Genomic DNA, 23605 nt, shown 5'->3' with positions numbered 1-23605 from the left:
CCGCCCTTTTCCGTTGCTATAATTCAGTTGCTCCACTCTGTGCAGAGGCTTTCTCGCCTTATGTTGCCAGGGTTGGACGAGATAAAGGAGGGACCCTGATGGCTATCGAACAACCGTTAACAACCCATACGCCGGTGCGAAAAATGACACCCCATCCACGCAAACGTACCCGCTGGAATTTCAAACGCACGTGGCCGCTGCATCTGATGCTGCTGCCTGCTGTACTGCTCACATTGCTGTTCGCCTATGTGCCCATGGGCGGCATTATTATTGCTTTTCAGGATTTTAAACCGTGGCTGGGGTTCACTGGCTCCAAATGGGTGGGCTGGGACAACTTCCGGTTCATGTTCGAATATCCCGACAGCGTTCAGGTCATCTGGAACACCGTACTGATCGCTTCAATGAAAATTGTGGCCGGACTTATCGCGCCTGTGGTGTTCGCCATTTTACTGAATGAGGTTCGGAACTCTACGTTCAAACGTTTCTCACAGACCTTGGTGTATCTGCCCCATTTCCTGTCCTGGGTTGTCCTGGGCGGCATTCTGCTCGATATGTTATCACCGGAAGGTGGACTGGTAAACCAGGTGCTGGCGGCGGCTGGCGTTGAACCGATTTTCTTTTTGGGGGATGGCGACTGGTTCCGTGTAACTGTGGTTGTCAGTGATGTATGGAAGGAATTTGGATTCGGAACAATTGTATTTCTGGCAGCACTTGCGGGCATTAACCCGGCATTGTACGAGGCTTCGGAGGTAGATGGGGCAACGCGGCTCAGACAGACATTACACATTACCCTGCCTGCGCTTGTACCGATGATTATCGTGGTAGGTACGTTATCGCTGGGCAATATCCTGAATGCAGGCTTTGACCAGATCTTTAACCTGTACAATCCGCTGGTATATGAGAAAGGTGATATTATCGATACCTTTGTCTACCGGATGGGAATTCTGAATGGCAAAATGAGCTTTGCGACCGCTGTTGGACTATTCAAATCATTTGTCGCGATGTTCCTGGTCATCTCTGCGTACCGGATGGCGTACAAAATCGCCAATTATCGTATTTTCTAAAAGGGTTAGCATCATGCATTAAGGAGGAATCAAGGTGTATCACAAAACAACCGGGTACCGTATATTCAATGGTTTTAACCTGATATTCATCGCGGCCGTCTCCATCCTGTGCATCCTGCCGCTGGTCCATATTCTGGCGGTTTCCTTCAGTGGTAAGGCGGCAGCATCTGCCAATCTGGTGACACTTTGGCCGATTGATTTTACAGTGGACGCGTACACCAAAACATTTGGTAACAGTAACTTTCTCAGTGCACTCTGGATTTCAGTCCAGCGTACGGTTCTGGGCACACTGCTCAGTATGACACTTGTGTTCCTAACAGCTTATCCATTATCCAAGGAAAGTCTGCACTTCAAGGGGCGCTCGTTATATGCATGGTTTTTCATCTTCACGATGCTGTTCAGCGGGGGATTGATTCCGTCCTATATTTTGATTCAGAAGCTTGGACTGATTAATACGATGTGGGCACTGATTTTGCCAGGAGCGGTCGCTGTTTGGAACCTGATTCTGATGATGAACTTTTTCCGCAACGTACCGAAAGAGCTGGAAGAAGCTGCATTTATTGATGGGGCCAATCATATCACGACTCTGTTCAAAATTTATCTGCCTGTATCCATGCCAGCGATTGCGACGATCTCTTTATTCACGATGGTAGGTCAGTGGAATTCCTGGTTTGACGGGCTGATCTATATGAATGATGCTTCCAAATATCCACTCGCCACGTTAATGCAGACCATAATCGTGCAGCAGGATTTCTCCAACATGAACGTGGATGCGACGCAGCTCCAGAACATGTCTCAACGTACGGTGAACGCGGCTCAGATCTTTATTGGCGCTCTGCCGATTCTGCTCGTATATCCGTTCTTGCAGCGTTTCTTCGTAAAGGGAATTGTGCTCGGGGCGGTAAAAGAGTAAGGCAAACACACGGAATCCCGTTATGGATTCTTTTTCGTTCTATAAGTGCATTCTATAGCTCATGATTTCAGTTGTTTTGAAATTTTTCTGCCGCGAACAGCGTTGTTATATTCATTAATCAATTCATCCAGCACCATGGATTGGCGAATAACCTCCGGATGCCATAGTTCCGCATATTGATCAGCAATCTGGTAGAGCCTTTGCCGTGCATGTTCGATACATTCCTGAATGGTTTCCGGATTATGTACCATACTCCCGCCCCCTGTTATCCTTGAATATCATCATCCAAAAAAGACCATCTAATATAATATTCGGAACAATAGGGGGTTTGGATTACCCCAAAATTAAAATTTTGGTTATTTTTCTTTTAAAAGTTATTATTAGCGTGGATCATATGAACTGATGTACACATATGTTCAATGCAAATAAACCGGATCGGCTGCGGCCTGTCCGGTTTATTTGCGTTTATATCTTTTCCAGAACAGCTTCACATGCCGAGATGAATACGAGCAGACTCAACAGCTTACTTACGCTAATCCTCATATTTTGTAAAGAAAACGTCCTCAAGAACGGCCTTGGCCTTCTTCAGATCACGGGAATTCAGCGTATGAAGCATCCCCATAATTTCATTCATTTCCTCGTTAATGGTCACTGCTTCCGCATTCTCATTATCATTATCGTTTGAAGCTTCATCGGGATATGGTCCCCCTTCACTAGTAACCATGGATGGACTGTCTTTTTCCGAATGGAACCAGGAGGTATGCGCGGTGTCACGGAGAGCATGCACTAAGAACTGCAATTCATCTTCGGTATATCGCTGCAAAAAACGATTTGCGCCAAGATCAATTTGTTGATGCATGGCTTGATGCAAACGATAGATGTCTTGACCCAGTTCTGTCATGCGAAATAATACTTCTTTCTTATTATCTGGTAGGTATTCAGGCAGAATGATATTTTTCTGCACCAGCTTTTTGGTGATTTTGGAAACTGTGCCTTTGGAAAAGCCGAATTGCTTTGAGATGGTTATGCCATTTACAGGTTCAAGTGTTCCGATCGCATCCAGCACATGCAGCATAGTAACCGTCATTTCTTGGACTAACTCTTGAACTTCCGAATTAGGGCTGTTCTTAAGCAGCCATTCCTTCTCTTCGTCATCTTCCGCTTGGAATTTAATCTGTATGTCTCTCACAGCTTCCAGCACTTCATTGATCAAGTGCTCTTTATTGTGATTGTTTGATGGCTTGATCATCCTTTTTCCCCCAACACTAATGAACTTCATCCCAGTATATCAAGGAAAGGTCCGCAATTAAAGTTTCCAAGGAAACAATGTTGACAAAAGAACAGAATTTAAACTAATATTGTTGCAAGGAAACTTATTGTTTCTCAGAAACAATAAGTCGAGCGCTTCATGATCCTTTATTAAAGAAAAACAGAACTTTATTTTAGCCCCAATTTAGAGAGGAACATTACAAATGACAGATATACGATTCAAGCCATCGCAAGAGAAGGAACAACCGGGTGTGAGTCCATCAAGGGAAGATTACGATATCGACGTATTGGTTGCAGGTGCTGGCCCGACCGGATCTACATTAGCAGCAGATCTTTTGCGCCGCGGCCTTCGTGTCCGGCTGATCGACAAGGCTCCACATGCCTTTAAGGGTTCTCGTGCCAAGGGATTACAGCCGCGAACCCAGGAGGTCTTGGAAGATTTCGGCGTGCTGAGTGATGCTCATACAGAGGGAAGTTCTTATCCGCTTGCAGGTATCCATCTAGGTCCGATCACTGTGCCGTGGCGCATGCAGCAGCGAAATAAACCTACACCAGATGTGCCCTATCCGAATATTCTTCTGCTGGCTCAACACCGCACGGATGCCATCCTGCACCGCCTGCTCAAACGTCAGGGGCTAAATATTGAATTTAACAACGCGGTGGATTCTTTTGAACAGGATGCCCATGGGGTGACGGTGACGCTCTCTACAGGGGAAAAGATTCGCAGCAGATATCTGGTGGGGGCAGACGGAGGTTCCAGCACCGTTCGTAAAGGTACAGGTATTCGATTTATCGGAGAGACCAACGAATCAGATCGTATGCTTATCATTGATGGCACGATAGATGGCTTGTCTCGCAGTCGTTGGCATATGTGGCCACACACAAAAGGTAAATTTGTCGGAGCATGTCCATTGCCACACTCCCAACAGTTCCAAGTCATGATCAGGTTAGGAGCAGACGAGAATCCAGACTTGAATGAGGCTGTATTGGCCGCTCAGTTCCACAAGCTTACTGGTTTCCGCCTCTACGACATTACCTGGAGTTCCGTATTCCGTCCCAACGTGCGACTGGCTGAGCACTATCGGTCAGATCGTGTCTTCCTTGCAGGCGATGCGGCCCACGTCCATACCCCAGCCGGTGCACAAGGACTCAATACCGGTGTACAAGACGCTTACAACCTCGGCTGGAAAATAGGTCAGGTTATTGCCGGCGCACCTGATCGCCTGCTTGACAGTTACGAAGCGGAACGTCAACCCATAGCCGCACGCGTTCTTGGAAAATCCAGCGAGTTGTACGCCAAGCTCGATAATAAACGTCTCGCCAGTCTCAAACGTGGTGACGAAGAACGACAGCTCTTATTATCGTATCATGGTGGACCACTTAGCTCTCAGAATGCATCAACGACCAAGTCACTTCAGGTCGGAGGTCGAGCTCCCGATGCTCCATGCATCGGCCCAGGCGGTGTAAGACGACTATTTGAGATCCTTCGTGGACCGCAATTCACATTGCTTGCCTTTGGAGCCAATGCCTCTAATATTCTCCCAGAGCTGATCTGGCCAACCAGCGGTGCCAAATTACACAGATACATCGTTAGTCTCGGCAATGAAGCCGAACAGAATGTTATCAACGATACCACCCAAAAACTGACCGAGATCTATGGCATCAGCGATGATACGCTAGTACTGATTCGACCCGATGGTTACATCGGCAGCATCATCAAGGGCGACTGGCAGGCGGAATTTGAGAATGCGGTCAGCATGGTTACCCCACCACGTTAAGTGAGAAATATTTAAACTGCGCTTTAAGCATCAAATGCAGACTCCGGGCCGGGGTGCCACATCAGAGGAACTGCATGCTTCATTCACCTCAAGCCTACGTCGTCAAAACGATTGCCTATCGTCTCTGGAAAGGCACGTTTAATGGCATCAATGGCACGTTGTTCCGTAGCCCCTGCCTTCCGGATAAGCTCAATTACCCTTTGCACACATTCCGGTTCTCTCGAATCCCAAGAGATGGAGTCATCTATCACCTCAACGATCATTGTATACAGGTTTGCGAGCAGCTCATACTCGTTTATTACCTGATCCATTTGAATAGACAGATGCTTAAGTCCTGCAACATAAGAGGCAATATCCAATCTTGATTTGGCATAATAGCGAAGTACAGCTGCCGCTTGTTCTGTGTCATATGTTCCTGACTGCAAAACAGCGGCAATAGCGTCATACGCTGCCGCTCCACAGGCATAATCTTGGGGCGGCAGCATATAGTCATGGGTTTCCCATTTGTACACGGCCTGGATTAACGATTCCTTGCAGACTTCCCATAGATCTATGGGTGCACAGGCTTCCAGCACCTGATAATACCAGTAGGGTGTACTGTTTCTCCCTAACGAATCATAGGGCAGACGAATGACTTCATTCCCATTACTTTTACAGATGAACAGCACCCGTTCCACATCATCATAGCCAATAACAATGACAAATTGATCGTGCCAGAGAATTGCACCTATGCCTCGGTCAATGGAAGCTTTAATATCCAGCAGAGCCTGCTTCTGATAGAGCGGAAAAGTCGGTTCAAATGAAAATCCACCATGTTGTCCCGTTGTCACACCAATGAAGTCTGCTGCGACAAAGTTCTCTGCCATCCAGTTGTAAGCCGAAATTGATTCTGACGTCAGACGCCGATCCACCACTAATCGGAATGCACTTGCTGTCATACCTGCAATCATGTGGTGTGGGAAAACCGTCCACTGTTTATGTAATAAAATGCGAAACAACGCATCTGTATACGCGCTTACACCGCTCCATGATCTACATTCATCAGCAGAATTCACAGCTTGCGAGGATCGAATCCAGTCCTGCAATACTACTTTTGTCGCCATCACCCTTCACACCCTTCCTCTCTCATCCTATCGTGCGGAATGTGCTCCCCACCGTGGTATAGTGGACCTTTTACGGTCAGGATACTTCCTGGATATCACTCGAAAATAATCAATAGCCTGCTCTTCCAATGCTTTCGCCTTCACGAGTACCTGTGCTAAATCTTCTGTGGTGTCTGGTCGCAAGACACGTCTATTCTCCTGCTGAACCATATATCCTTTCATTTGGTCAATTAACGTCCCAAGCTGTTCATAACATGCACAAGCATGGTCCAGTTCGTTCCATATCTCTCGAACACCCTGCAAATACATCCTTATTTCGGTTCGCGAATGGCAGAAGGATTCCAAGATATAACCTGCACCGGATTCATCGAAATCCCCACTCCGCAGGGCCTGCACCCACACATCATATGCCTTTCTACCTGAAGCAATATTCTGATCAGGTAACAGACGATAGGGAAGATCCCAATCCTCAATCGCCAGTCTCAGGGATTCCAGCAGCATCTGCTGTTCAGGGATGCGGACCTGATCACCAAACACCTGACAATACCAAAATCCGGTAAAGTTTAAGCCGAAATTGTCATACAACAAAATCTGCGGTTCCTTGCTCCATCCGTCCTGCACATAAAAGATGCGGTCCCGGTCATCATATCCATGAATAACACCGAACTCAGGAATCCAGTAAATCACACCAGTTCCTTCATCAATACTCCGTCTCACCCAATTCACTGCATCCTGCTGGTAATAACCAAACGTGGAATGACGTGTACGTCCCCCATCCCAGACCGTAAATATTCCCAGGTTATCGACTCCCGGACGATGTGCTTCCCCCCATTGTCCATACGCTGTAACCGACATGGAAAGTAGTCTGCGATGCACCGCCAGCTTGAAAGCCATGCCCGTATATCCGGCAAGTACAACCTTGGAACCTTGAAACTGGCCTGTATGGGTTAGTATCGCATGCAGACTATCCACGTACGATTTGGACTCCCGCTTCATGATGAGGTTATCTAACACGACTTCAGCCAAGGGAAAAGCTCCTCTCCATGGTGGTTTTCCTGATGTATTTACGAGAAACAGCAGCTTGCTCTTAATCTGCTCGTTTGTTGCCTGTTTACAGAATCACTCTATGTTCCAAGCCTGTGGATCAACCCTTCTGCGCTTTGCTGAAGCTTGCGTCTAAGCCACCCAGGAGACAAAAGTTCCTCCCATTCGCTAATAAACAAATGCTGTAAGAAAGCCTCCGTGTCATAAAATTCAATCGAATAAATCAGATCTTGCCTAGCCCGAATACGATACCCTTGCCATAGGTCCATTTGCTGCAATTCCTTCAAGCGAATCTCAGCTACAAACGGTTTACGCACAGGCAGTGGTTCTTCCCATCCACCTAGGAGGGCATCTGACCTGTACTCAAATCTATCATCCGAGATCGATACATGAACTATGCCCTCCAAGCGAATCGCCACTTGCTGCACAGGATCTGCTTCATAACCCACCACGTAATCGGCGTTAAACTGGGATATCATCTTTAATGGACACAAGGAAAACTGCCGTTCTCCATCGTGATCCCTGTAATGAATATGTACTCTGCGCAAGTCAGTTATGGCGTGGGACAACAATTCAAAGAATTGCAGCTGCTTCGGTTGCGCCGAAAACACCGGAAGCGCACCACTCCCCATCTGTTGTTCCTCCAACGTAAAACGCTCCAGTAAATGCGCTACACGTTTCACCGCGTCCGATTGATCATAATCGTAATGTCGATAGCGGTGTGCCAAATATTTCAGCACACGTTGCTCTTCTTCTGTCATATATAAATGGGGCAATCGAAAGGTCTGATCCTCGTAACAATAGCCCCGATATTTCGCCATATATACCAAGGGGGCGCGCAGGGAGTTTGCCATATATTCAATATCACGCTGAGCCTGACGACGGGAGATTTCAAATTCACGGGCAAGCCAGCTGCTATTCGGAAAACGTCCACCCCGAATCTGTTCGTCAAACCAGTGAATCCGATGCATGTTACTCATCTTCCCGCCCCCATCTCATCCATTCCTAATATATTCGATTATATCAAAAGACATGGCCCGTTCCGAAGAACAGGCCAGTTATGTTATACATGTGCCTTATCCACTCTGGATTGCACGGCTTTGAAGCATTTCTTGCATACTTTCAGACTTGTACCGTCTGTTTTTGTTTGCGTATACAACAATTTAATTCGGGTACTGCTGCACACCGGGCATGTTCCCCGGCCCCTGGAAGGAAGACTCCACAAGACGCGTCCTCTTTTGGTTTTTGCCAATGGTTGTGAACCTCTTTTCGATATGGTTTGTGTGTTCACCGTTATTATATAGGGCATGGTACGACACAGAATGTCGCATCAGTTTTAAAGGTTGTTCAAAAAGTCCCCAATTGATCACGAAGTAGCCCAAGAAGCGAACTCGACATCGAATCTTGCGTTCACCTTCTCGGTGCTGAATCGTTAACTTTTTGAACATGCCGTATTAGAAAATAAAAAATGTCCCCTCTTCGACCTGAAGAAAGGACAACATTTAGGAAAGATCTGTGCTCGACTGAGCTGCGGCCTGCAATAACGGTTGCAGGAGTCCTGGAAAGCGCGTTTCCAAATCATCGGATCGCAGGGTGAGAAAATGCTGTGTACCCTGCACTCTGACCCGAATAACTCCGGCTTCCCGCAGAGTGCGAATGTGGTGTGACATCGTTGACTTCACAACAGGTGCATGAAAATGACTGCACGGTTGCTCTCCGCTTCTGGCTGCTTCCGCAACAATCCCAAGGCGAGTCGGGTCACTCAGCGCATACAGTACGGAGGAAAGTTCAATATCTGACACCTGTGGATGATGTAAAATTTTCATACGGTAGTCTCCTTTTTTCAGACTATGCATTGTATTCTAACACAGATCCATGATATATTTCTAATGTTCGACACCAATCGAACTTTAATGATTTCGTTATGAAACCCCTGCTGTCAGGCACGGGATTGACATCATACTACATTTTGCAAATGTTACACACCGTTTCTGAAATGTTGCGAAATACACATCACTTTAGGAGGTTTTTATGAACAACACCGCAACCGCATCATCAGGGGAACGGACCGGAATACAGGAAGGATTAATTGTAAGCTTGCTTGGCTTCACCGTTGTACTCGTTGTTATGAATACAATGATGTTTAATCTGGCCCTACCCAAAATTGCAGCCGAATTTATGCTTACATCCGTCGCTTCCTCATGGATTGTTACAGGGTATTCCATCGTATTTGCCATTTCCTCGATTACGTTCTCACGTCTATCGGATTTCATACCTATTCGTACATTATTCACGACCGGGCTTACGTTACTTGGTGCTGCATCGGTACTCGGGTTCTTCAGTAATCATTTCATCATTTTGCTCATTGCACGTCTGATCCAGGCTGCGGGTGCTGCATCGGTTCCGGGGCTTGCCATTGTGCTGATTACCCGGTACATTCCACATGATCGCCGGGGTAAATCGATGGCTGTCATCATGTCCGCGAGTTCACTTGGGCTTGGACTTGGTCCCGTCATTGGCGGAAGTATCACACAATTTCTGGGATGGCATGATCTGTTTATCGTTACGGGATTAACGTTATTCTTGATTCCTGTATTCTTCAAACTGCTTCCTCGGGAAACACCGCAAAAAGGTTCATTTGACCTGCTGGGTGCCGTGCTTCTTGCCATCGGTACTACCGGTGTGCTGTTATTCCTGACTTCCCGTCAGTGGTTCACGCTTGTTATCGGTGCTGCGGCACTGCTTCTGTTCTGGCTCCGAATTCGGCGCGCGGCAGATCCGTTTGTTCAACCTGCTTTGTTCAAAGACAAAAAATATATGATGCTCAGCTCGCTGGGGATTGTATCGTACATTAATAACTTCTCAACGTTGTTCCTGTTACCTCAAATTTTGGCTCATCTATACGGACTCACACCTGCTCAATCCGGACTCGTCATCTTCCCCGGTGCAGTTGTGTCCATGCTGCTGTCCAACCGGATCGGCCGCATGATTGACCGACATGGCAATACGTTGCTGTTGAAATTTGCACCATGGTTGCTACTGGCCGCTGCCGGATTGTTCGCCTTATTTGCAGACAATAACATCTACGCTATTATGGCTGTGTATGTCCTGCTCAGCGTTGGTTTCTCATCGCTGACCACCAGCGTGTCCAATGAATTGTCTGGTAACCTGACCATGGATCAGGTGGGCGCAGGCATGGGACTGTTCCAACTTAGTCAGTTCTTCAGTGGTGCCTTCAGCGTTGCTGTTACTGGCGTAGCATTAACGGCGATGCAAAACATGCCGCTATCCTCAGCGTACACCAATATTTTCTGGGGCATGACTGCGGTCGCAGTCGCATCGGTTATTTTCTCTCAGGTGTATCTAAGAATGCAGTCACGGAAAGTCACGAAAACAAGTAACCGGATTTAACATTATATTTAACCAAAAGAAGTCAGGAAGGGGCCCCCGGGTTCTGAACCTGGCTTTTTTTCTACCTATTTTCTATGCATGATACATGTGTCAGCTGCCCTCTTCCACTAACACAAAAAAGCCCCAAGGATGCGTTCATCACGCTCCTCGGGGCTATTATTTTATGGTTGACCAACTTCTCTATTCTTCTAAACTGAGTATACTATTCAAACAGGTCCAAACGAAGACGTTTCAAACTTGTATGTTTGATGTACCACTGGCCGTCGATTTTGACAAAAGTTTCATGGTAGTGCCCAAATCCGTGGAAGGATTTGTTCTCATTGCCCTCCGGGAACGTTACCCAATCTTCCATTGGGGAGATGACCTTCGCTTCATTCTCGGATACAAATTCAACTTCGGCGCTATGTACATGATGCACGGTTACGGCAACATCCACCAGATCACGGAATACTTGTACGATCGTATCACGGCCTGTTAATACCGGAATTGGATTGCCTTCTGTGCTGAAATCGGCCACGGCATCCGGAGCAAACACATCACCCAAGGTATCCCACTGTTTCGTATCAATATAGCGGCAATAACGTGCCTTGGTATTCCGAATGTTTTCCAGCGCGAGCAATTGTTCCAGTCCTGTGATCGTTGATTGGCTCATGTGTTGTCCCTCCAGAGATGTAAAATGTGATGTAAGATTAGGATCATGTATGTATGCATACTATACCTTCCTTATTGTACCATTCGCCTTCTATTAGGTACAATGATACAAAAAAATCTTTCCTTACCTCTCGCGAGGTTGGGGAAAGATCTGGATATACCTATGTGCCAGACGAGTTATTCCCATCAATTCAAGCCTCACTTCTATCCCCAAGCTACTGCTGTGCACTCCAACTCTTCATCTGGGAAGCGAGTTCTGACATTTTCTTATTGTTCAAAAAACTTTCCATCTCTTCTTCCGCCTGCACCATCACCTGCTGGATCAAGCAGCCTGCGTTATGATTCTGGGAACATTCGAACAGGGACGCCTGACCTTCAATCGCATGAATGATCTCCAGGAAAGAAGGATCGGGATTTTTACGACTAAGCCGGTAACCACCATTGGCACCGGATGTGGATTCGATCATGCCCGCCTTAACCAATTTGGTCAATATTTTGGACAAATAGGTTGGTGATACCTTCTGCAATTCTGCAAGTTGGTGGACACTAACCAGCTGTTCGGGGGCAGTACTTACAAGATGAAGCATGGTATGCAAAGCATAATTTGTTGCTTTTGAATATTTCATGAGGGCACCTCATTATACACGGATTTAATTTATCCATAATAGACTTGATTGAGCTCTCTGTCAAACCACTACTCTTCAAGCGCTGGCAACATCGAAAGGATACGGGTTAATTGTGATACAATCCGCGATAATCCGTAGGTGTCATCCCCTCATGAGCCATGAACTGGCGGTTAAAATAACTGGCATTGGGATACCCCGCTTCCTCCGCGATTTGTCCAATGTTGGCCGTAGGCCGTTCGAGTAACCATTGCTTCGCCATCTGTAGTCGTGAACGAGTGATAAACTCCATAGGTGTCATCTCTACAGCACTCTTGAACATTTTGCAAAAGTAATACGAACTCACACCTGCGAGATCCGCCCAGTCCTGTAACAGGAAAGGTTGACAGGCCTCTTGTTGCATCTGTGGAAGAAGTGCAAGAACCCGACTCTCCGCCTTACTTGTGGTACGTGTGCTCTTTAAAGGTACTGCATGCTGCACGAACTCGGCGAGTACGGCATAGGTCAGTGTGGATAGCTGAGCCGGACGCAGCATTGTGTTCTGTTCCGCTTCAGTGAGCAAGGCCAGATGAGCCTCTTCCCAAGAGCTGCGTTGCCGCAGTGTCCACAATAGATTGCGGTGTAACCCCCGCTCGATCATATAATCATGCAGACGTTCACCGTAAAAATGAACCCATCGTACATCCCATGGATCATCTTCACTACTATAATAATGTTGCCGCTGCTGCGGGAAATAGAGAAACGCCTGACCTGCGCGAAGCTCATGCACCACTCCGTCCACTTCCACATATCCCTTGCCCGAAGCGACGTAGTGAATATTAAAGTTGTTCAGTGCGCCAGCCTCACGCAACACGGAATGCTGGACGTGGTCCATATAATGTCCAACGGACTCGGGATAACAAAAATATGGAATATCCTGCAGGGTAAGCAATACGATTTGTCTCATCATAGCCGGTTCTCCTTGATCAACAATATTGTGTTAACTAACTTCAATATATTATCATTTTAATTCGCTGGTCTATTCATTATAATCACAATATACATTTATACACAGGAGGATACAACACATGAATTCAGTTCAAAAATTACGTTGGGGCATTCTTGGTAGCGCTAGCATTGCTGTGGAATCCGTCATTCCTGGGTTGCAGCAATCCGAGTTGAATGAAGTAACCGCGATTGCCAGTCGAGACGAAGATAAAGCCAAACAGACGGCCGAACAACTAGGGATCGACAAGGCTTATGGCAGTTATGAAGCTTTGCTCGCTGATGATTCCATTGATGCCGTATATATCCCGCTTCCGAATCATCTGCATCGGGAATGGACGATCCGGGCTGCTGAAGCAGGCAAACATATTTTGTGCGAAAAACCATTGGCTCTGACAGAGCAGGAAGCTCAGGAGATGGTTCAAGCTTGTGCAGATGCAGGTGTGCATCTCGCGGAAGCATTCATGTACCGCCATCATCCACGTTATGAGCAGATCAGGGATATCATTGCCAGTGGTGAGATCGGTGAGATCCGTGGTATTCACAGCACATTTTCATTTAATAACTCCAATGCATCCGGCAATGTCCGCTTTCGGAAGGAGTGGGGTGGCGGTGCACTGTATGATATCGGATGTTATTCCATCAGTGTTGCTCGCCTGCTGCTAGGCCAAGAACCAAGCGCAGTTACCGTTATTGGCATGTTCTCCCCACAGCATGATCAGGTCGATATGATGGCTTCCGGACTGCTGGAATTCGATAATCACGTTGGTGTGACGTTTGACAGCAGCATGTGGGCAGCCTTCCGCAACACGCTCGAAGTTCTAGGTTCTGATGGCATCATTGAGGTACCATCGGCCTTTATCGGTCGTCAGGATCGCAGTTCCAACTTCTATGTAACGGCTGGCGGTGAACGCAAAGAGATTGAAGTTCCGCAAGTGAACCACTACTCTCTGCAGGGAGATGACATGGCACGTGCCGTACTTCAGGGCAAGGATCTGCGCTTCGCCCCTTCCGATGCAGTAGCTAATATGAAAGTGCTGGAAGCTTGCCTTCGTTCAGCGGAAGAACGTACACGAATTACACTATAATTGAGAGGATGAACTGACTTATGGAATATATCGAAATTGCTGGTGCAGGTAAACGTGTCTCCCGATTGATTAAAGGAACCGATTATTTCGTGCATAATGCCTACGATAAAGCAGCTACGAACATGGATGCTTTTCTGTCGATTGGCGGTAACACTGTAGATACAGCACATATTTATTGTGGTGGACAGAGTGAAGAAGTCCTTGGTCGTTATATGAAAGAACGCGGTAACCGTGACCAGATCGTCATTCTCACCAAAGGCGCGCATCATGACCAGAATGGGCCACGCGTGAACGCTGATGCCATCCGCAGTGACTTGATGGAAAGTCTGGAGCGTCTTCAGACAGATCATGTAGAGATGTATGCCTTGCACCGGGATGACCCAAATATGCCTGTCAGTGTTATTCTTGAAGCATTAAACGAACATATTGATTCCGGCAAAATCGGCGCAATTGGCGCCTCCAACTGGACCTGGCAGCGCCTTGAGGAAGCCAATGCGTACGCTGCGGCAAATGGCTTGAAGGGCTTCACATTCAGCAGTCCGAACCTCAGTCTCGCCAAAGCAAACGAACCTTTCTGGGCAGGCTGTGTGTCGGCAGATGCAGAGACACTGGCATGGCATGAGCAAACCAAGCTGCCATTGCTATCCTGGTCCTCCCAAGCGCGCGGTTTCTTCACGGGAAGATTCACACCTGAAGTTCGCGATAACGAAGATCTGGTGCGTGTATTCTACAGTGATGGCAACTGGGAACGGTTACGCCGGGCTGAACAATTGGCTAATTCGAAGAAAACGTCACCCATTCAGATCGCACTCGCTTATGTATTGAATCAGGCGTTCCCAACCTGTGCCTTGATCGGTGCCCAGAATCAGGCGGAACTGCTCTCCTGTGACGAAGGGTCCCGCATCACGCTGACTCCTGCTGAAATCGCATGGCTGGATCTGGGCAGTGATGTACCTGCTGGCATCTAAAGAAAATTAATTATTCTATCATTAACTTTAATGAGTATAAGGGGCTGGTATTCCGCGATAACCCGGAATATCAGCCTTTTCTGTTGTGTAAAAGCGATCCAATATTGTAACCCTGTTGCACAATTACCGTATTACTGTTCTCTTTCCCCTACTCGGTTGGGGAGAAATATAGAAGGACTTACCCCAGAATGCATTTCTGAAGGTAAGTCCCTTATATCATGGATTAAGACGCATAGAATGTTAGAAATTGCACTGTCATTCGGTTGGATTACAGTTTAACGATCTGACCTGTTTTCTCGGATTCGAATGCTGCCAGAATCACTTGCAGGGAGCGTAAGCCCTCTTCCCCGGAAATCGCTGGAGGTGTTTGCGTTACAATTGACTCTACAAATGCGTCAATTACACCACTCGGCACTTGTTTCTCGTTGGTAGCCATGGCACCAACTTTGTACGTCTCAACTGTACCATTGGTCAGTTCAACGATCACTTCATCGCCTTCCACTGTTCCGATCTTCATAACACCATTCTCGCACCACAACACTGTACTGTTGTCTCCAGCTCTGTATTGCGTCCAGCTTGCTACCAGCGTTCCGATCGCGCCGCTCTTCATACGCAGCAAACAAGTTGCGTTATCATCAACTTTAGTACCTTCCTTGTGCAGTGTGCTGATAAAACCAGCCACTTCAGATACTTCATCATTCAGCAAGTAACGGATGAAGTCGGATTTGTGCACGCCCAGGTCGCCCATGGCGCCCATAATAGCTTCTTCTTTACGGAAGAACCAACTATCCGCTCCGTCCACACTCCATCCTTCTGGACCCGGGTGACCAAATGATGTACGGAAATTAAGAACTTTACCGAGTTTGCCGGAGTCGAGAATCTCTTTTGCTTTTACGTGTGGAGGCATCAGACGCTGGTTGTGTCCAACCATCAGATACACGCCATTTTTCTTGGCAGCTTCGATCATTTGCTCGCCTTCTTCAGTGGATACTGCCATTGGTTTCTCAACCAATACATGCTTGCCTGCATTGGCAGCAGCAATCGCCATTGGCGCATGCAGATAGTTTGGTGTACACACACTAACGGCATCCACCGTTTCGTTTGCAAGCAATTCTTCGTAACTGGAGTACGCTTTACCTCCGTAAGTCTCAGCCATCTTCTCCGCACGCTCCACAATCGGATCGGCAAAAGCGACAAGTTCTACGTTCTCATTGGCAGCGTACTCTGGAATATGTCTGCGCTCGGCAATGGCTCCACAGCCGAATACAGCAACTTTAATTTTACTCATGTATATAAGTCTCCTTTGACAAATAAAATTCAGCATTTTTCATAATTCGATTCAATTCGCTCTTTGGATTATGCAAAATGTTAGATTAAAATTGGCTCAAATAGTTCTGTTTCAACCAGTTGTAGCTGTTGGATACGCTCTCAAGCGGAGGGTTCTGACATACGTCTTGTTCCACGATCAGCCATTCCACGCCTGCATTCGTAGCCCCTTCAATAACAGCTGGCAGGTCAACCGAACCTTGTCCCAATTCCAGTGTTTTCATCTGGCCCTGTTCGTCTTTGCTGAAGTCCTTCAGATGAAGCAGCGGCAAGCGACCCGCATATTTATTAATATACTCGATCGGATTTTGTCCCGCAAATTGTACCCAACATACGTCCATTTCCACTTTTACCGCTTCCGGTGATGTTTGAGCGAACATGGCATCAAAGGCATTGGCATCACCAACCTGCCCATGGAATTCAAAGTCATGGTTATGGTATCCAAAGATCAACCCTTGTTTCGCTGCTTCAGCCCCATATTGTTGTAACTCAGCGAATAGCTTGGTCCAACCTTCTGCATTCTCAGGACGATCTTCTGGCATCAGGTAAGGGCAAATGATATATTGTGCACCAATTGTTTTCAGGTAATCGATTTGTTTTTGCAAGTCTTCGCGCATCGCATGTAGTGAAACGTGGCTGCTGAATCCTTTCAGTCCAAGTTCATCTAGTAGCGCTTTCATTTCCTCAGCTGGAATATCACCATATCCGGCAAACTCCACACCTTCATATCCAAGGGCCGCTACCTTACGCAACGTACCACGAAAATCTGCTGCAGTTTCATCACGGAGTGTAAACAATTGCAAACCAATATTAAGTTTTTTCATGTAGGATACACCTCTGTTCTCAAATTTGCTTTCATTGCTCTATCTGGTATCATCCTAACGCAAAACAGGCTAGAATGAACATATACAATATAGTCAGAACATGAACTATCTGGTCAAATTTTATTTCCATCATTTTGCATCTATTGAATGTACCCATTTGATTGCATGCAGGATGTACATATTGGGGGATTTTATCTTTGGATACGTTAGAGACATCTGTACTGATCTGTGACTACTCATACCACTATAAAGCGTTCACTCATAATATGAAGGGCGAGCTGCAAACCTATCTGTTCCGTCTACAGACAGAAGGTTCGTGCAAAGTGTATGTACAGGATGAAGAATTCAGGATGACTAGCGGGGATCTGCTGCTGCTCAAACCTGGCGACGACTATCATCTCGTGGTGGATGAACCACATAAGGAAGGACGCTTGTCCAGCGGAGATTATTATCTGTTCTGCGAGGGCAGTTGGATCGATAACTGGTGGAAAAGGCAGCAACGATCTACCGTGAGCCGGATTGGACTTGATGATAAGCTCATCAGCCTATGGAGAAATATGTTGCTTGAGAAACGTCGGGGACCTCTTGAGGAAAATGCGGAGCTAAAGGATGCGTTACTGCGCGGATTATGTCTATATATTGACCGGGCAATTAAAGAGAATATTCAGACCGATCGAGCAGTTTCCTCTGCGCTGAAGTTAAAACGTTATATTGAGGAGCATGCCACGGTTACGTTCAAGCTTGAGGAAGCGGCACGTTATGCCGGACTCAGCCTGTCGCGTGCAGTCCGTTTATTCAAGGAGCACTACAATCAGACCATGATTCAATACGCAATTGAGATCCGTCTGAATGCAGCGTTAGAACGCATGAAATACAGCGAAATGACACTGGAGCATATTGCGGAATCCTGTGGTTTTGCGAGCTACTCCTATTTCCACCGGGTATTCCGGGCGCACTTCGGTGTGTCTCCGGCGGAGTATCTCAAATCCAGACAGCATGAGCCTATTGATGATCTGGAGCATGTATGATGTTCAGTGTCAGAAACCCATGACCTTAAGAGGTTCATGGTCTTCATACATACCCATTAAATTCACATCTATCATAATGGAGCGATACATATGCTAACCCACCAGCGCAAAGTCCTCATCATCGAGGATGAATCAGATATTTCGCGCATTCTGCGAGATTATTTAACCAAAAATCAATATGAAGCCGCCGTGGCAGCCACTGGACAAGATGGACTTCAGATTATGGAGATTATTCAACCAGACTACATCATTCTGGATATTATGCTTCCGGACATGGACGGGATCGAGGTCTGTCGAGAGATCCGAAGGCGCAATAATATCCCCATCCTCATTCTAAGTGCCAGAGGCAGTGATACCGACAAGGTACTTGGACTTGGCTTTGGAGCAGACGACTATATGACCAAGCCCTTCTCGCTGAGCGAACTGTTAGCACGGATTAATGCCCACTTCAGGCGTTATGACAGCATGACTTCCGTTGGAGATAGAACAAATCTACTGCATCTTGGAAACCTGGTAATTGATAAAAAAGCCTATAAAGTTACATTAAACGGATCGGAAGTTTCTCTGTCTGCCAAGGAATTTGAACTACTTCATTACTTGGCAAGCCACAAGAATCAGGTATTCTCCAAAGCCCAGTTGCTCGACGCCATCTGGGGATATGCAACCTATGGCGATGAAAATACCGTAACCGTATACATTCGTAGACTGCGTGAAAAAATTGAGGCAGATGCCTCGCATCCGACCGTTCTGAAGACGGTATGGGGTGTCGGTTACAAATTCAATTACGAATAAGTGAGATTGGAGGCACCCACATGTCATTGAACAGGTGGTCCAAACGCTGGTTGTTAACAACACTTGGGCTTCTCATTATTATCGTTTCAAGTATCCTTGCACTGTCGATGATGCTGTTACAAGATCGAAATTCAGGCGAATCCAATCTGTCCCTGAATCAGGTTCGACTCAAGGTCAATCCGATCTTACTCGCTTTGGAGCAAAATCATCAGCATCTTAATGAACAAAATATTCGTGAAGTCATACGTTCCACCGCCAGAGAGACCGGGGTTCTACTTACCTATCTAAACTTGGATGGAAAAATCATTCTGTCCTCCGACCCCACCTCTGAAGGGACGCAAGTTAATCTGCGTTCAGCTCTCCATTATGATCTGCATCATGCCACGCAGGCCGCGGACGGTAACGATACGCTTGATATTGCGTTTCCCGTGATGGACGGACCGATGGGAAGTCAGATCGGCAATGCCATCTTTTCCATCCCCCAAGCGATGGTTACGATTCAGCAACCGATGACTTTTCCGGTTATATTGATTAGCGCACTCATGCTCCTGTCACTGATTCTGAGCTTATTTCTATTCTGGATGAAACGAAAACTGGACAAACACCTGCTCTCTCCCATCCATCAATTGAAGCAACATGCGGAATCCATGCTTAAAGGCAATTATGAAGAAAAAATCCAGTACAACCGGAACGATGAATTGCTCGAAGTATATGCCATGTTTGATCTAATGCGCACGGAGATTAAACATATGAGCGAGCAGCGTATTCAGCAGGAACAAGCACAAAAAGAACTCATCACCAATATATCTCATGATATTAAAACACCAATTACCACGATAAAAGCATACATAGAAGCTATTGAGGAAGGACTATGCAACGATCAGGAGACGCTGATGGAATATATGGGAGTCATGCGGACCCATACGGATAAAACGGCACGCCTTGTGGAGGATCTGCTGGTTCATGCACTTCAGGAATTGGGGCAAATTTCGGTGGAAACCCGTGAAATGTACAGTGGGCCTATACTGGAGACGATGTTGAAACCTATTGAACATGTTGTCCTAACAAAGGGGCTTATCTATAAAGGACCCAACTACATCCCCAATGTGTTAATCGCTATCGACCCCACTCGAATTGAACAGGTGATCTCCAATCTTGCCGCCAATGCCCTCAAGCATACAGCTCCAGGAGACACGATACGTATAGATTTGGAACTGGAATCCGGGCACTTGAAAGTGACGATTGCCGATTCGGGTCAGGGAATACGTGTACAGGACATGCCATTTGTTTTTCAGCGTTACTTCAGAGGCCATACGAGTCATGCAGAACAACATGTTCAGGAAGGTACAGGGCTGGGCCTTTCCATCTGCCAAAGCATTATTAAAGCACATGGAGGTCATATTTCCTTTACTAGTAAAGAAGGACAAGGTACTACCTTCCGGTTCTATCTACCGATCTGCTGAGCCCACACTCCACAGCTGTAATACTTTATTCATAATTTGATAAGGCTTCCTCAACATCCCTCCTCTAGAATGAATCCTATACTGCACTTGGGAGTGATTCGACTTGTCCAAAAAAGTGATTATCCGTGCACAGAATCTGTGCAAAACGTACAACAGCGGAAGTGAACAATATCATGCCATCCGTAATGTTGATCTCGACATCTATGAAGGAGAATTCACGGTCATCATGGGTAACTCTGGCTCTGGCAAATCAACCCTCCTATACCTGCTAAGCGGACTGGATCAGATCACAGCAGGTGAGGTCTATTTTCGTGACCAGCGGGTTGACGCTTACAGTGAACGGGAAATGTCCAACTTCCGCACCCGCCGGATCGGTTATATCTATCAGAGCATCAATCTGGTCCCGGACCTTTCCATCAAAGAAAACATTGCTTTACCGGGATATATTGCAGGAAACAAAAAGAAGGACATCCTATCCCGCGTTGCTGAGCTGATGAATGCCATGGATATTGATGGACAACGTAACCGTCTCCCCTCCCAAACTTCCGGAGGACAGCAGCAACGAGCTGCGATTGCACGGGCTTTGATCAACTCGCCGGATATCATTTTTGCGGATGAACCGACCGGAAGCTTAAATATGGAACATGGCACAGCTGTTCTCGATATCCTTACAGATATCCATCGAAAAGGACAGTCGGTAGTTATGGTTACGCATGATATTAAGGCTGCCTGTCGGGCAGATCGCCTGATCTATATTCAAGACGGCAAGATTGGCGGAATCCTTGAGTTCGATACCTATGACGAACATCAAATTCAAGATCGTGAAGCGATTATCTTCGCTTTGGTTACGGGGAAGGAATAACGATGGCAGTCATGTTTAAACTTAGCTTGTCGTATCTGGGTAGGAACAAAATACAAAATGCGCTGATTGCGCTGCTCCTGCTACTCTCGACACTTCTTGTATCTACAGCTATTGTCATTCTGGCGAACACAGGCAATCAGTTTCATGAAATGCATATCCGCACCCATGGGTCTCATCAGATTCTGACTTTTGAGAAAGGGCTGAATGACCCGGAGACGGTGCACGATTGGTGGGCTTCCCAGGATGACGTTCAGGTGTCCCCGTTACTATCGTATCGTTCATTGTCAGGCATCATCTTGAATGAAACTCACATCCCTAACATCTACCTGTACATGTTTAATACACCTCCGCCGCCATGGGGTGTGGATGAACTTATTTTTTCAAGTGGAACACCCAGCACGACTCCCGAACCGGGCTCCGTCTGGATTCCAACGTCCATGGCAAATGCCTATCATATTTCGTTAGATGATACCATTGGCTTCAAAACCGGCTCAAGCACACTCGAATTGAATGTGTCGGGTATTGTCATCGACGTACCGTACGGAGCACCCTTCTCCAATACTGCACGGGTCTGGATGAATTCTGCTGATTATCAACGTGATTTCACGGCACTCGCTGGCAACGAGAATTACATGATCGGTATTCATTTCAACGATTACAGTATGAATTCATTGTATTGGGAACGGTACAATCGCGAGACAGGTACTCCGTTTCTGGAATCCAAAATGGAGTTCGAAGCGATCTCCTCTTTTTATCTGATTATTAACCAGGTTATTGGCTTCATTATGATTTTCATGGGCGTTGTCATGCTCTCCATCGCTTTGATGACCATCGGGTTCACAATTTCGGATGCCATACTGGCCAATTACAGAACGATAGGTATTCTCAAATCACTCGGGCTAACTGCCCGGAGAACAATAGGTACCTATGTCATTCAATATGCGATGCTCTCCATTGCTGCCATTATCCCCGGAATTGCACTTAGCGTATGGATCTCCAGGTGGATCATTAATATATCCGTGTCCTCTCTTCGAGTGGACCATCAGAACATTCCAGTCCAAGGATTGGACGCTGCCATTATGGCTGGTGTGCTTCTATTTGCTATAGTGATTCTGTCCGTTGTGTTATATGCCAAAAAAGCACGCAGCATACAGCCTGTGCAGGCCATTCGTTATGGTATGTCGGAGACAGATAATAGCCGGATGGCGGGCAAAATGAATTCACCCTGGGCACGATGGATCGGGTTCACACGACTGCCTGTGACTATGGCCCTTGGACTTCGACATTTGTTCAAAAACACCAAAAGTTCTATTCTAACCCTCCTGCTGACCACGATGGCATCCTCTGTATTGGTTCTAGGGTATGTTCTGCTGACCAGCATAACCGGAATCTATCAGACCGCAGCCCATTGGGGGTATGATAATGCCAACATCGCAGCAGTCGTGGTGAACAAAAGTACCTTCCCCCAGGCTGAGCTGAAACACGTGTTAGAACAGGATTCAAGGATCAGCAATGTGGGCTGGCAAGGGAACACAACGGGTGTCATTAGCCCGGAGTCTTCTAAGGGAGTGCAAGGCCCATCCATCAGTCTCAACTTGAGTGTACTGGACGGAAAATATCAGGAACTTGGGTTCACAACATTGAGAGGCGATAACCCTCACCATGTGAATGAGATTGCCATTGGTGTAAGTATAGCCCAAACATCCAATAAGGATCTTGGTGATCTCATCGACATCTATATTGAAGGAGAGAAGAGGACATTCCTCATCACAGGAATCTATCAGGCGATCGCCAACATGTCTGTTTCAGGCCGAATCACGATCGATGCCATGAGAAGTGTGAACCCGGCTTATGGTGAATTCGATGCCATTTTCATCAATGTGAAGGATATTACACAGGCGGATCTGATTGCCGGGGAATTGAACGAACAATTTAAAGATTTTGCATCCGTAGTCACCCAGAAGACATTGCTTGATTCAGTATACGCGGAAGCTGCCAATATCCTGATCTATCCCATGAGTCTGATTGGATTGCTGTTCATCGCTGTGACGTTCATCATTATTTTCAGCACCTGTCGGATCAATATCCGCAAAGAGAGCAGAAACTACGGAATATACAAATCACTGGGAATGACATCCCGCCAGATCCGATTCTCGGTCACGATGGGAATGATCGTACTGTCCTCCATCGGAGCGATACTGGGTATGCTCGTCGGCGTATATGTACTTCCTCTTCTGCTCGAACTGGTCCTTTCCGGTTATGGTATCGTCGAGCTTCCGCTGATCCTGAATTGGGGTGGAATGATACTGTTCGCCTGTCTAAGTATCATTGCAGCGGGTCTTGGTTCATGGTTCTCTTCGCGAATTATTCGTGGGGCATCGCCACGTATGTTGGTTATCGAATAAGGTAGTCAG

23 protein-coding genes are annotated in these 23605 nt (G+C 46.7%); 11 read left to right on the top strand and 12 right to left on the bottom strand.

Annotated features, from left to right (window positions below):
* Positions 1 to 143: 143 nt before the first annotated feature.
* The gene (locus IFU39_RS26115) at positions 144 to 1064 is read left to right on the top strand and encodes an ABC transporter permease (protein WP_124118238.1); all 921 of its coding nucleotides are present in this window, start codon (positions 144 to 146) and stop codon (positions 1062 to 1064) included.
* Positions 1065 to 1098: 34 nt separating this feature from the next.
* Positions 1099 to 1977, top strand: coding sequence for a carbohydrate ABC transporter permease (locus IFU39_RS26110; RefSeq protein ID WP_017692164.1), 879 nt, complete (start codon positions 1099 to 1101; stop codon positions 1975 to 1977).
* Between the two features lie 59 nt (positions 1978 to 2036).
* Here the strand turns inward: IFU39_RS26110 and IFU39_RS26105 are convergent, their stop codons facing one another.
* Positions 2037 to 2228, bottom strand: a complete 192-nt coding sequence (locus IFU39_RS26105) for an aspartyl-phosphate phosphatase Spo0E family protein (protein WP_192135727.1) — start codon at positions 2226 to 2228, stop codon at positions 2037 to 2039.
* Positions 2229 to 2509: 281 nt separating this feature from the next.
* Positions 2510 to 3226: a MarR family transcriptional regulator gene (locus IFU39_RS26100; protein ID WP_192135725.1), complete on the bottom strand. Its 717-nt coding sequence runs from the start codon at positions 3224 to 3226 to the stop codon at positions 2510 to 2512.
* Positions 3227 to 3449: 223 nt separating this feature from the next.
* On the opposite strand from IFU39_RS26100, the gene IFU39_RS26095 reads away from it, so the two are divergent.
* Positions 3450 to 5024 (top strand): FAD-dependent monooxygenase, encoded by a 1575-nt coding sequence (locus IFU39_RS26095; protein ID WP_192135723.1) that lies wholly within the window; start codon positions 3450 to 3452, stop codon positions 5022 to 5024.
* Between the two features lie 83 nt (positions 5025 to 5107).
* Here the strand turns inward: IFU39_RS26095 and IFU39_RS26090 are convergent, their stop codons facing one another.
* From IFU39_RS26090 to IFU39_RS26070, 5 genes are all read right to left on the bottom strand, one after another.
* Positions 5108 to 6127: a hypothetical protein gene (locus tag IFU39_RS26090; RefSeq protein ID WP_192135721.1), complete on the bottom strand. Its 1020-nt coding sequence runs from the start codon at positions 6125 to 6127 to the stop codon at positions 5108 to 5110.
* Between the two features lie 27 nt (positions 6128 to 6154).
* Positions 6155 to 7153, bottom strand: a complete 999-nt coding sequence (locus IFU39_RS26085) for a C39 family peptidase (protein ID WP_244661127.1) — start codon at positions 7151 to 7153, stop codon at positions 6155 to 6157.
* A gap of 98 nt (positions 7154 to 7251) precedes the next feature.
* A complete protein-coding gene (locus IFU39_RS26080; protein ID WP_105601950.1) occupies positions 7252 to 8151 on the bottom strand; it encodes a helix-turn-helix transcriptional regulator in 900 nt (299 codons plus the stop codon).
* Positions 8152 to 8234: 83 nt separating this feature from the next.
* Positions 8235 to 8423, bottom strand: coding sequence for a hypothetical protein (locus tag IFU39_RS26075; RefSeq protein WP_074096524.1), 189 nt, complete (start codon positions 8421 to 8423; stop codon positions 8235 to 8237).
* Between the two features lie 250 nt (positions 8424 to 8673).
* The gene (locus IFU39_RS26070; RefSeq protein WP_105601952.1) at positions 8674 to 8997 is read right to left on the bottom strand and encodes an ArsR/SmtB family transcription factor; all 324 of its coding nucleotides are present in this window, start codon (positions 8995 to 8997) and stop codon (positions 8674 to 8676) included.
* Between the two features lie 205 nt (positions 8998 to 9202).
* On the opposite strand from IFU39_RS26070, the gene IFU39_RS26065 reads away from it, so the two are divergent.
* The gene (locus tag IFU39_RS26065) at positions 9203 to 10582 is read left to right on the top strand and encodes an MFS transporter (RefSeq protein ID WP_105601953.1); all 1380 of its coding nucleotides are present in this window, start codon (positions 9203 to 9205) and stop codon (positions 10580 to 10582) included.
* 202 nt (positions 10583 to 10784) lie between these two features.
* Here the strand turns inward: IFU39_RS26065 and IFU39_RS26060 are convergent, their stop codons facing one another.
* The 3 genes from IFU39_RS26060 to IFU39_RS26050 all read right to left on the bottom strand — a co-directional run bounded on the left by IFU39_RS26060 (position 10785) and on the right by IFU39_RS26050 (position 12805).
* Positions 10785 to 11234, bottom strand: coding sequence for a nuclear transport factor 2 family protein (locus tag IFU39_RS26060; RefSeq protein ID WP_074096526.1), 450 nt, complete (start codon positions 11232 to 11234; stop codon positions 10785 to 10787).
* Between the two features lie 214 nt (positions 11235 to 11448).
* Positions 11449 to 11859, bottom strand: a complete 411-nt coding sequence (locus IFU39_RS26055; protein WP_091019160.1) for an RrF2 family transcriptional regulator — start codon at positions 11857 to 11859, stop codon at positions 11449 to 11451.
* A gap of 106 nt (positions 11860 to 11965) precedes the next feature.
* Complete coding sequence (locus tag IFU39_RS26050) at positions 11966 to 12805, bottom strand: AraC family transcriptional regulator (protein WP_105601954.1); 840 nt, start codon at positions 12803 to 12805, stop codon at positions 11966 to 11968.
* A 118-nt stretch (positions 12806 to 12923) separates the two neighbouring features.
* Between IFU39_RS26050 and IFU39_RS26045 the strand changes: the two genes are divergently transcribed.
* Complete coding sequence (locus IFU39_RS26045; protein WP_091019157.1) at positions 12924 to 13928, top strand: Gfo/Idh/MocA family protein; 1005 nt, start codon at positions 12924 to 12926, stop codon at positions 13926 to 13928.
* A gap of 20 nt (positions 13929 to 13948) precedes the next feature.
* Entirely contained in the window at positions 13949 to 14896 is a 948-nt protein-coding gene (locus tag IFU39_RS26040) for an aldo/keto reductase (protein ID WP_091019156.1), read from the top strand.
* 268 nt (positions 14897 to 15164) lie between these two features.
* Here the strand turns inward: IFU39_RS26040 and IFU39_RS26035 are convergent, their stop codons facing one another.
* The gene (locus tag IFU39_RS26035; protein ID WP_091019154.1) at positions 15165 to 16184 is read right to left on the bottom strand and encodes a Gfo/Idh/MocA family protein; all 1020 of its coding nucleotides are present in this window, start codon (positions 16182 to 16184) and stop codon (positions 15165 to 15167) included.
* 85 nt (positions 16185 to 16269) lie between these two features.
* Positions 16270 to 17046, bottom strand: coding sequence for a sugar phosphate isomerase/epimerase family protein (locus IFU39_RS26030; RefSeq protein ID WP_105601958.1), 777 nt, complete (start codon positions 17044 to 17046; stop codon positions 16270 to 16272).
* Between the two features lie 197 nt (positions 17047 to 17243).
* Between IFU39_RS26030 and IFU39_RS26025 the strand changes: the two genes are divergently transcribed.
* The 5 genes from IFU39_RS26025 (at position 17244) to IFU39_RS26005 (ending at position 23596) form a co-directional block, all read left to right on the top strand.
* Positions 17244 to 18074: an AraC family transcriptional regulator gene (locus IFU39_RS26025; RefSeq protein ID WP_091019151.1), complete on the top strand. Its 831-nt coding sequence runs from the start codon at positions 17244 to 17246 to the stop codon at positions 18072 to 18074.
* 90 nt (positions 18075 to 18164) lie between these two features.
* Positions 18165 to 18866, top strand: a complete 702-nt coding sequence (locus IFU39_RS26020) for a response regulator transcription factor (RefSeq protein WP_192135719.1) — start codon at positions 18165 to 18167, stop codon at positions 18864 to 18866.
* Positions 18867 to 18886: 20 nt separating this feature from the next.
* Positions 18887 to 20329, top strand: coding sequence for a sensor histidine kinase (locus IFU39_RS26015; protein ID WP_192135717.1), 1443 nt, complete (start codon positions 18887 to 18889; stop codon positions 20327 to 20329).
* Between the two features lie 103 nt (positions 20330 to 20432).
* A complete protein-coding gene (locus IFU39_RS26010) occupies positions 20433 to 21191 on the top strand; it encodes an ABC transporter ATP-binding protein (RefSeq protein WP_192135715.1) in 759 nt (252 codons plus the stop codon).
* 2 nt (positions 21192 to 21193) lie between these two features.
* On the top strand, positions 21194 to 23596 hold the full coding sequence (locus tag IFU39_RS26005; RefSeq protein ID WP_192135713.1) for an ABC transporter permease: 2403 nt from the start codon (positions 21194 to 21196) through the stop codon (positions 23594 to 23596).
* Positions 23597 to 23605 lie beyond the last annotated feature (9 nt).

Source organism: Paenibacillus sp. CFBP 13594 (assembly GCF_014842675.1).
Lineage (GTDB): Bacteria > Bacillota > Bacilli > Paenibacillales > Paenibacillaceae > Paenibacillus > Paenibacillus amylolyticus_B.
The sequence above is the reverse complement of the archived record's forward strand: the minus strand, read 5'-3'. Positions and strand labels throughout refer to the sequence as shown.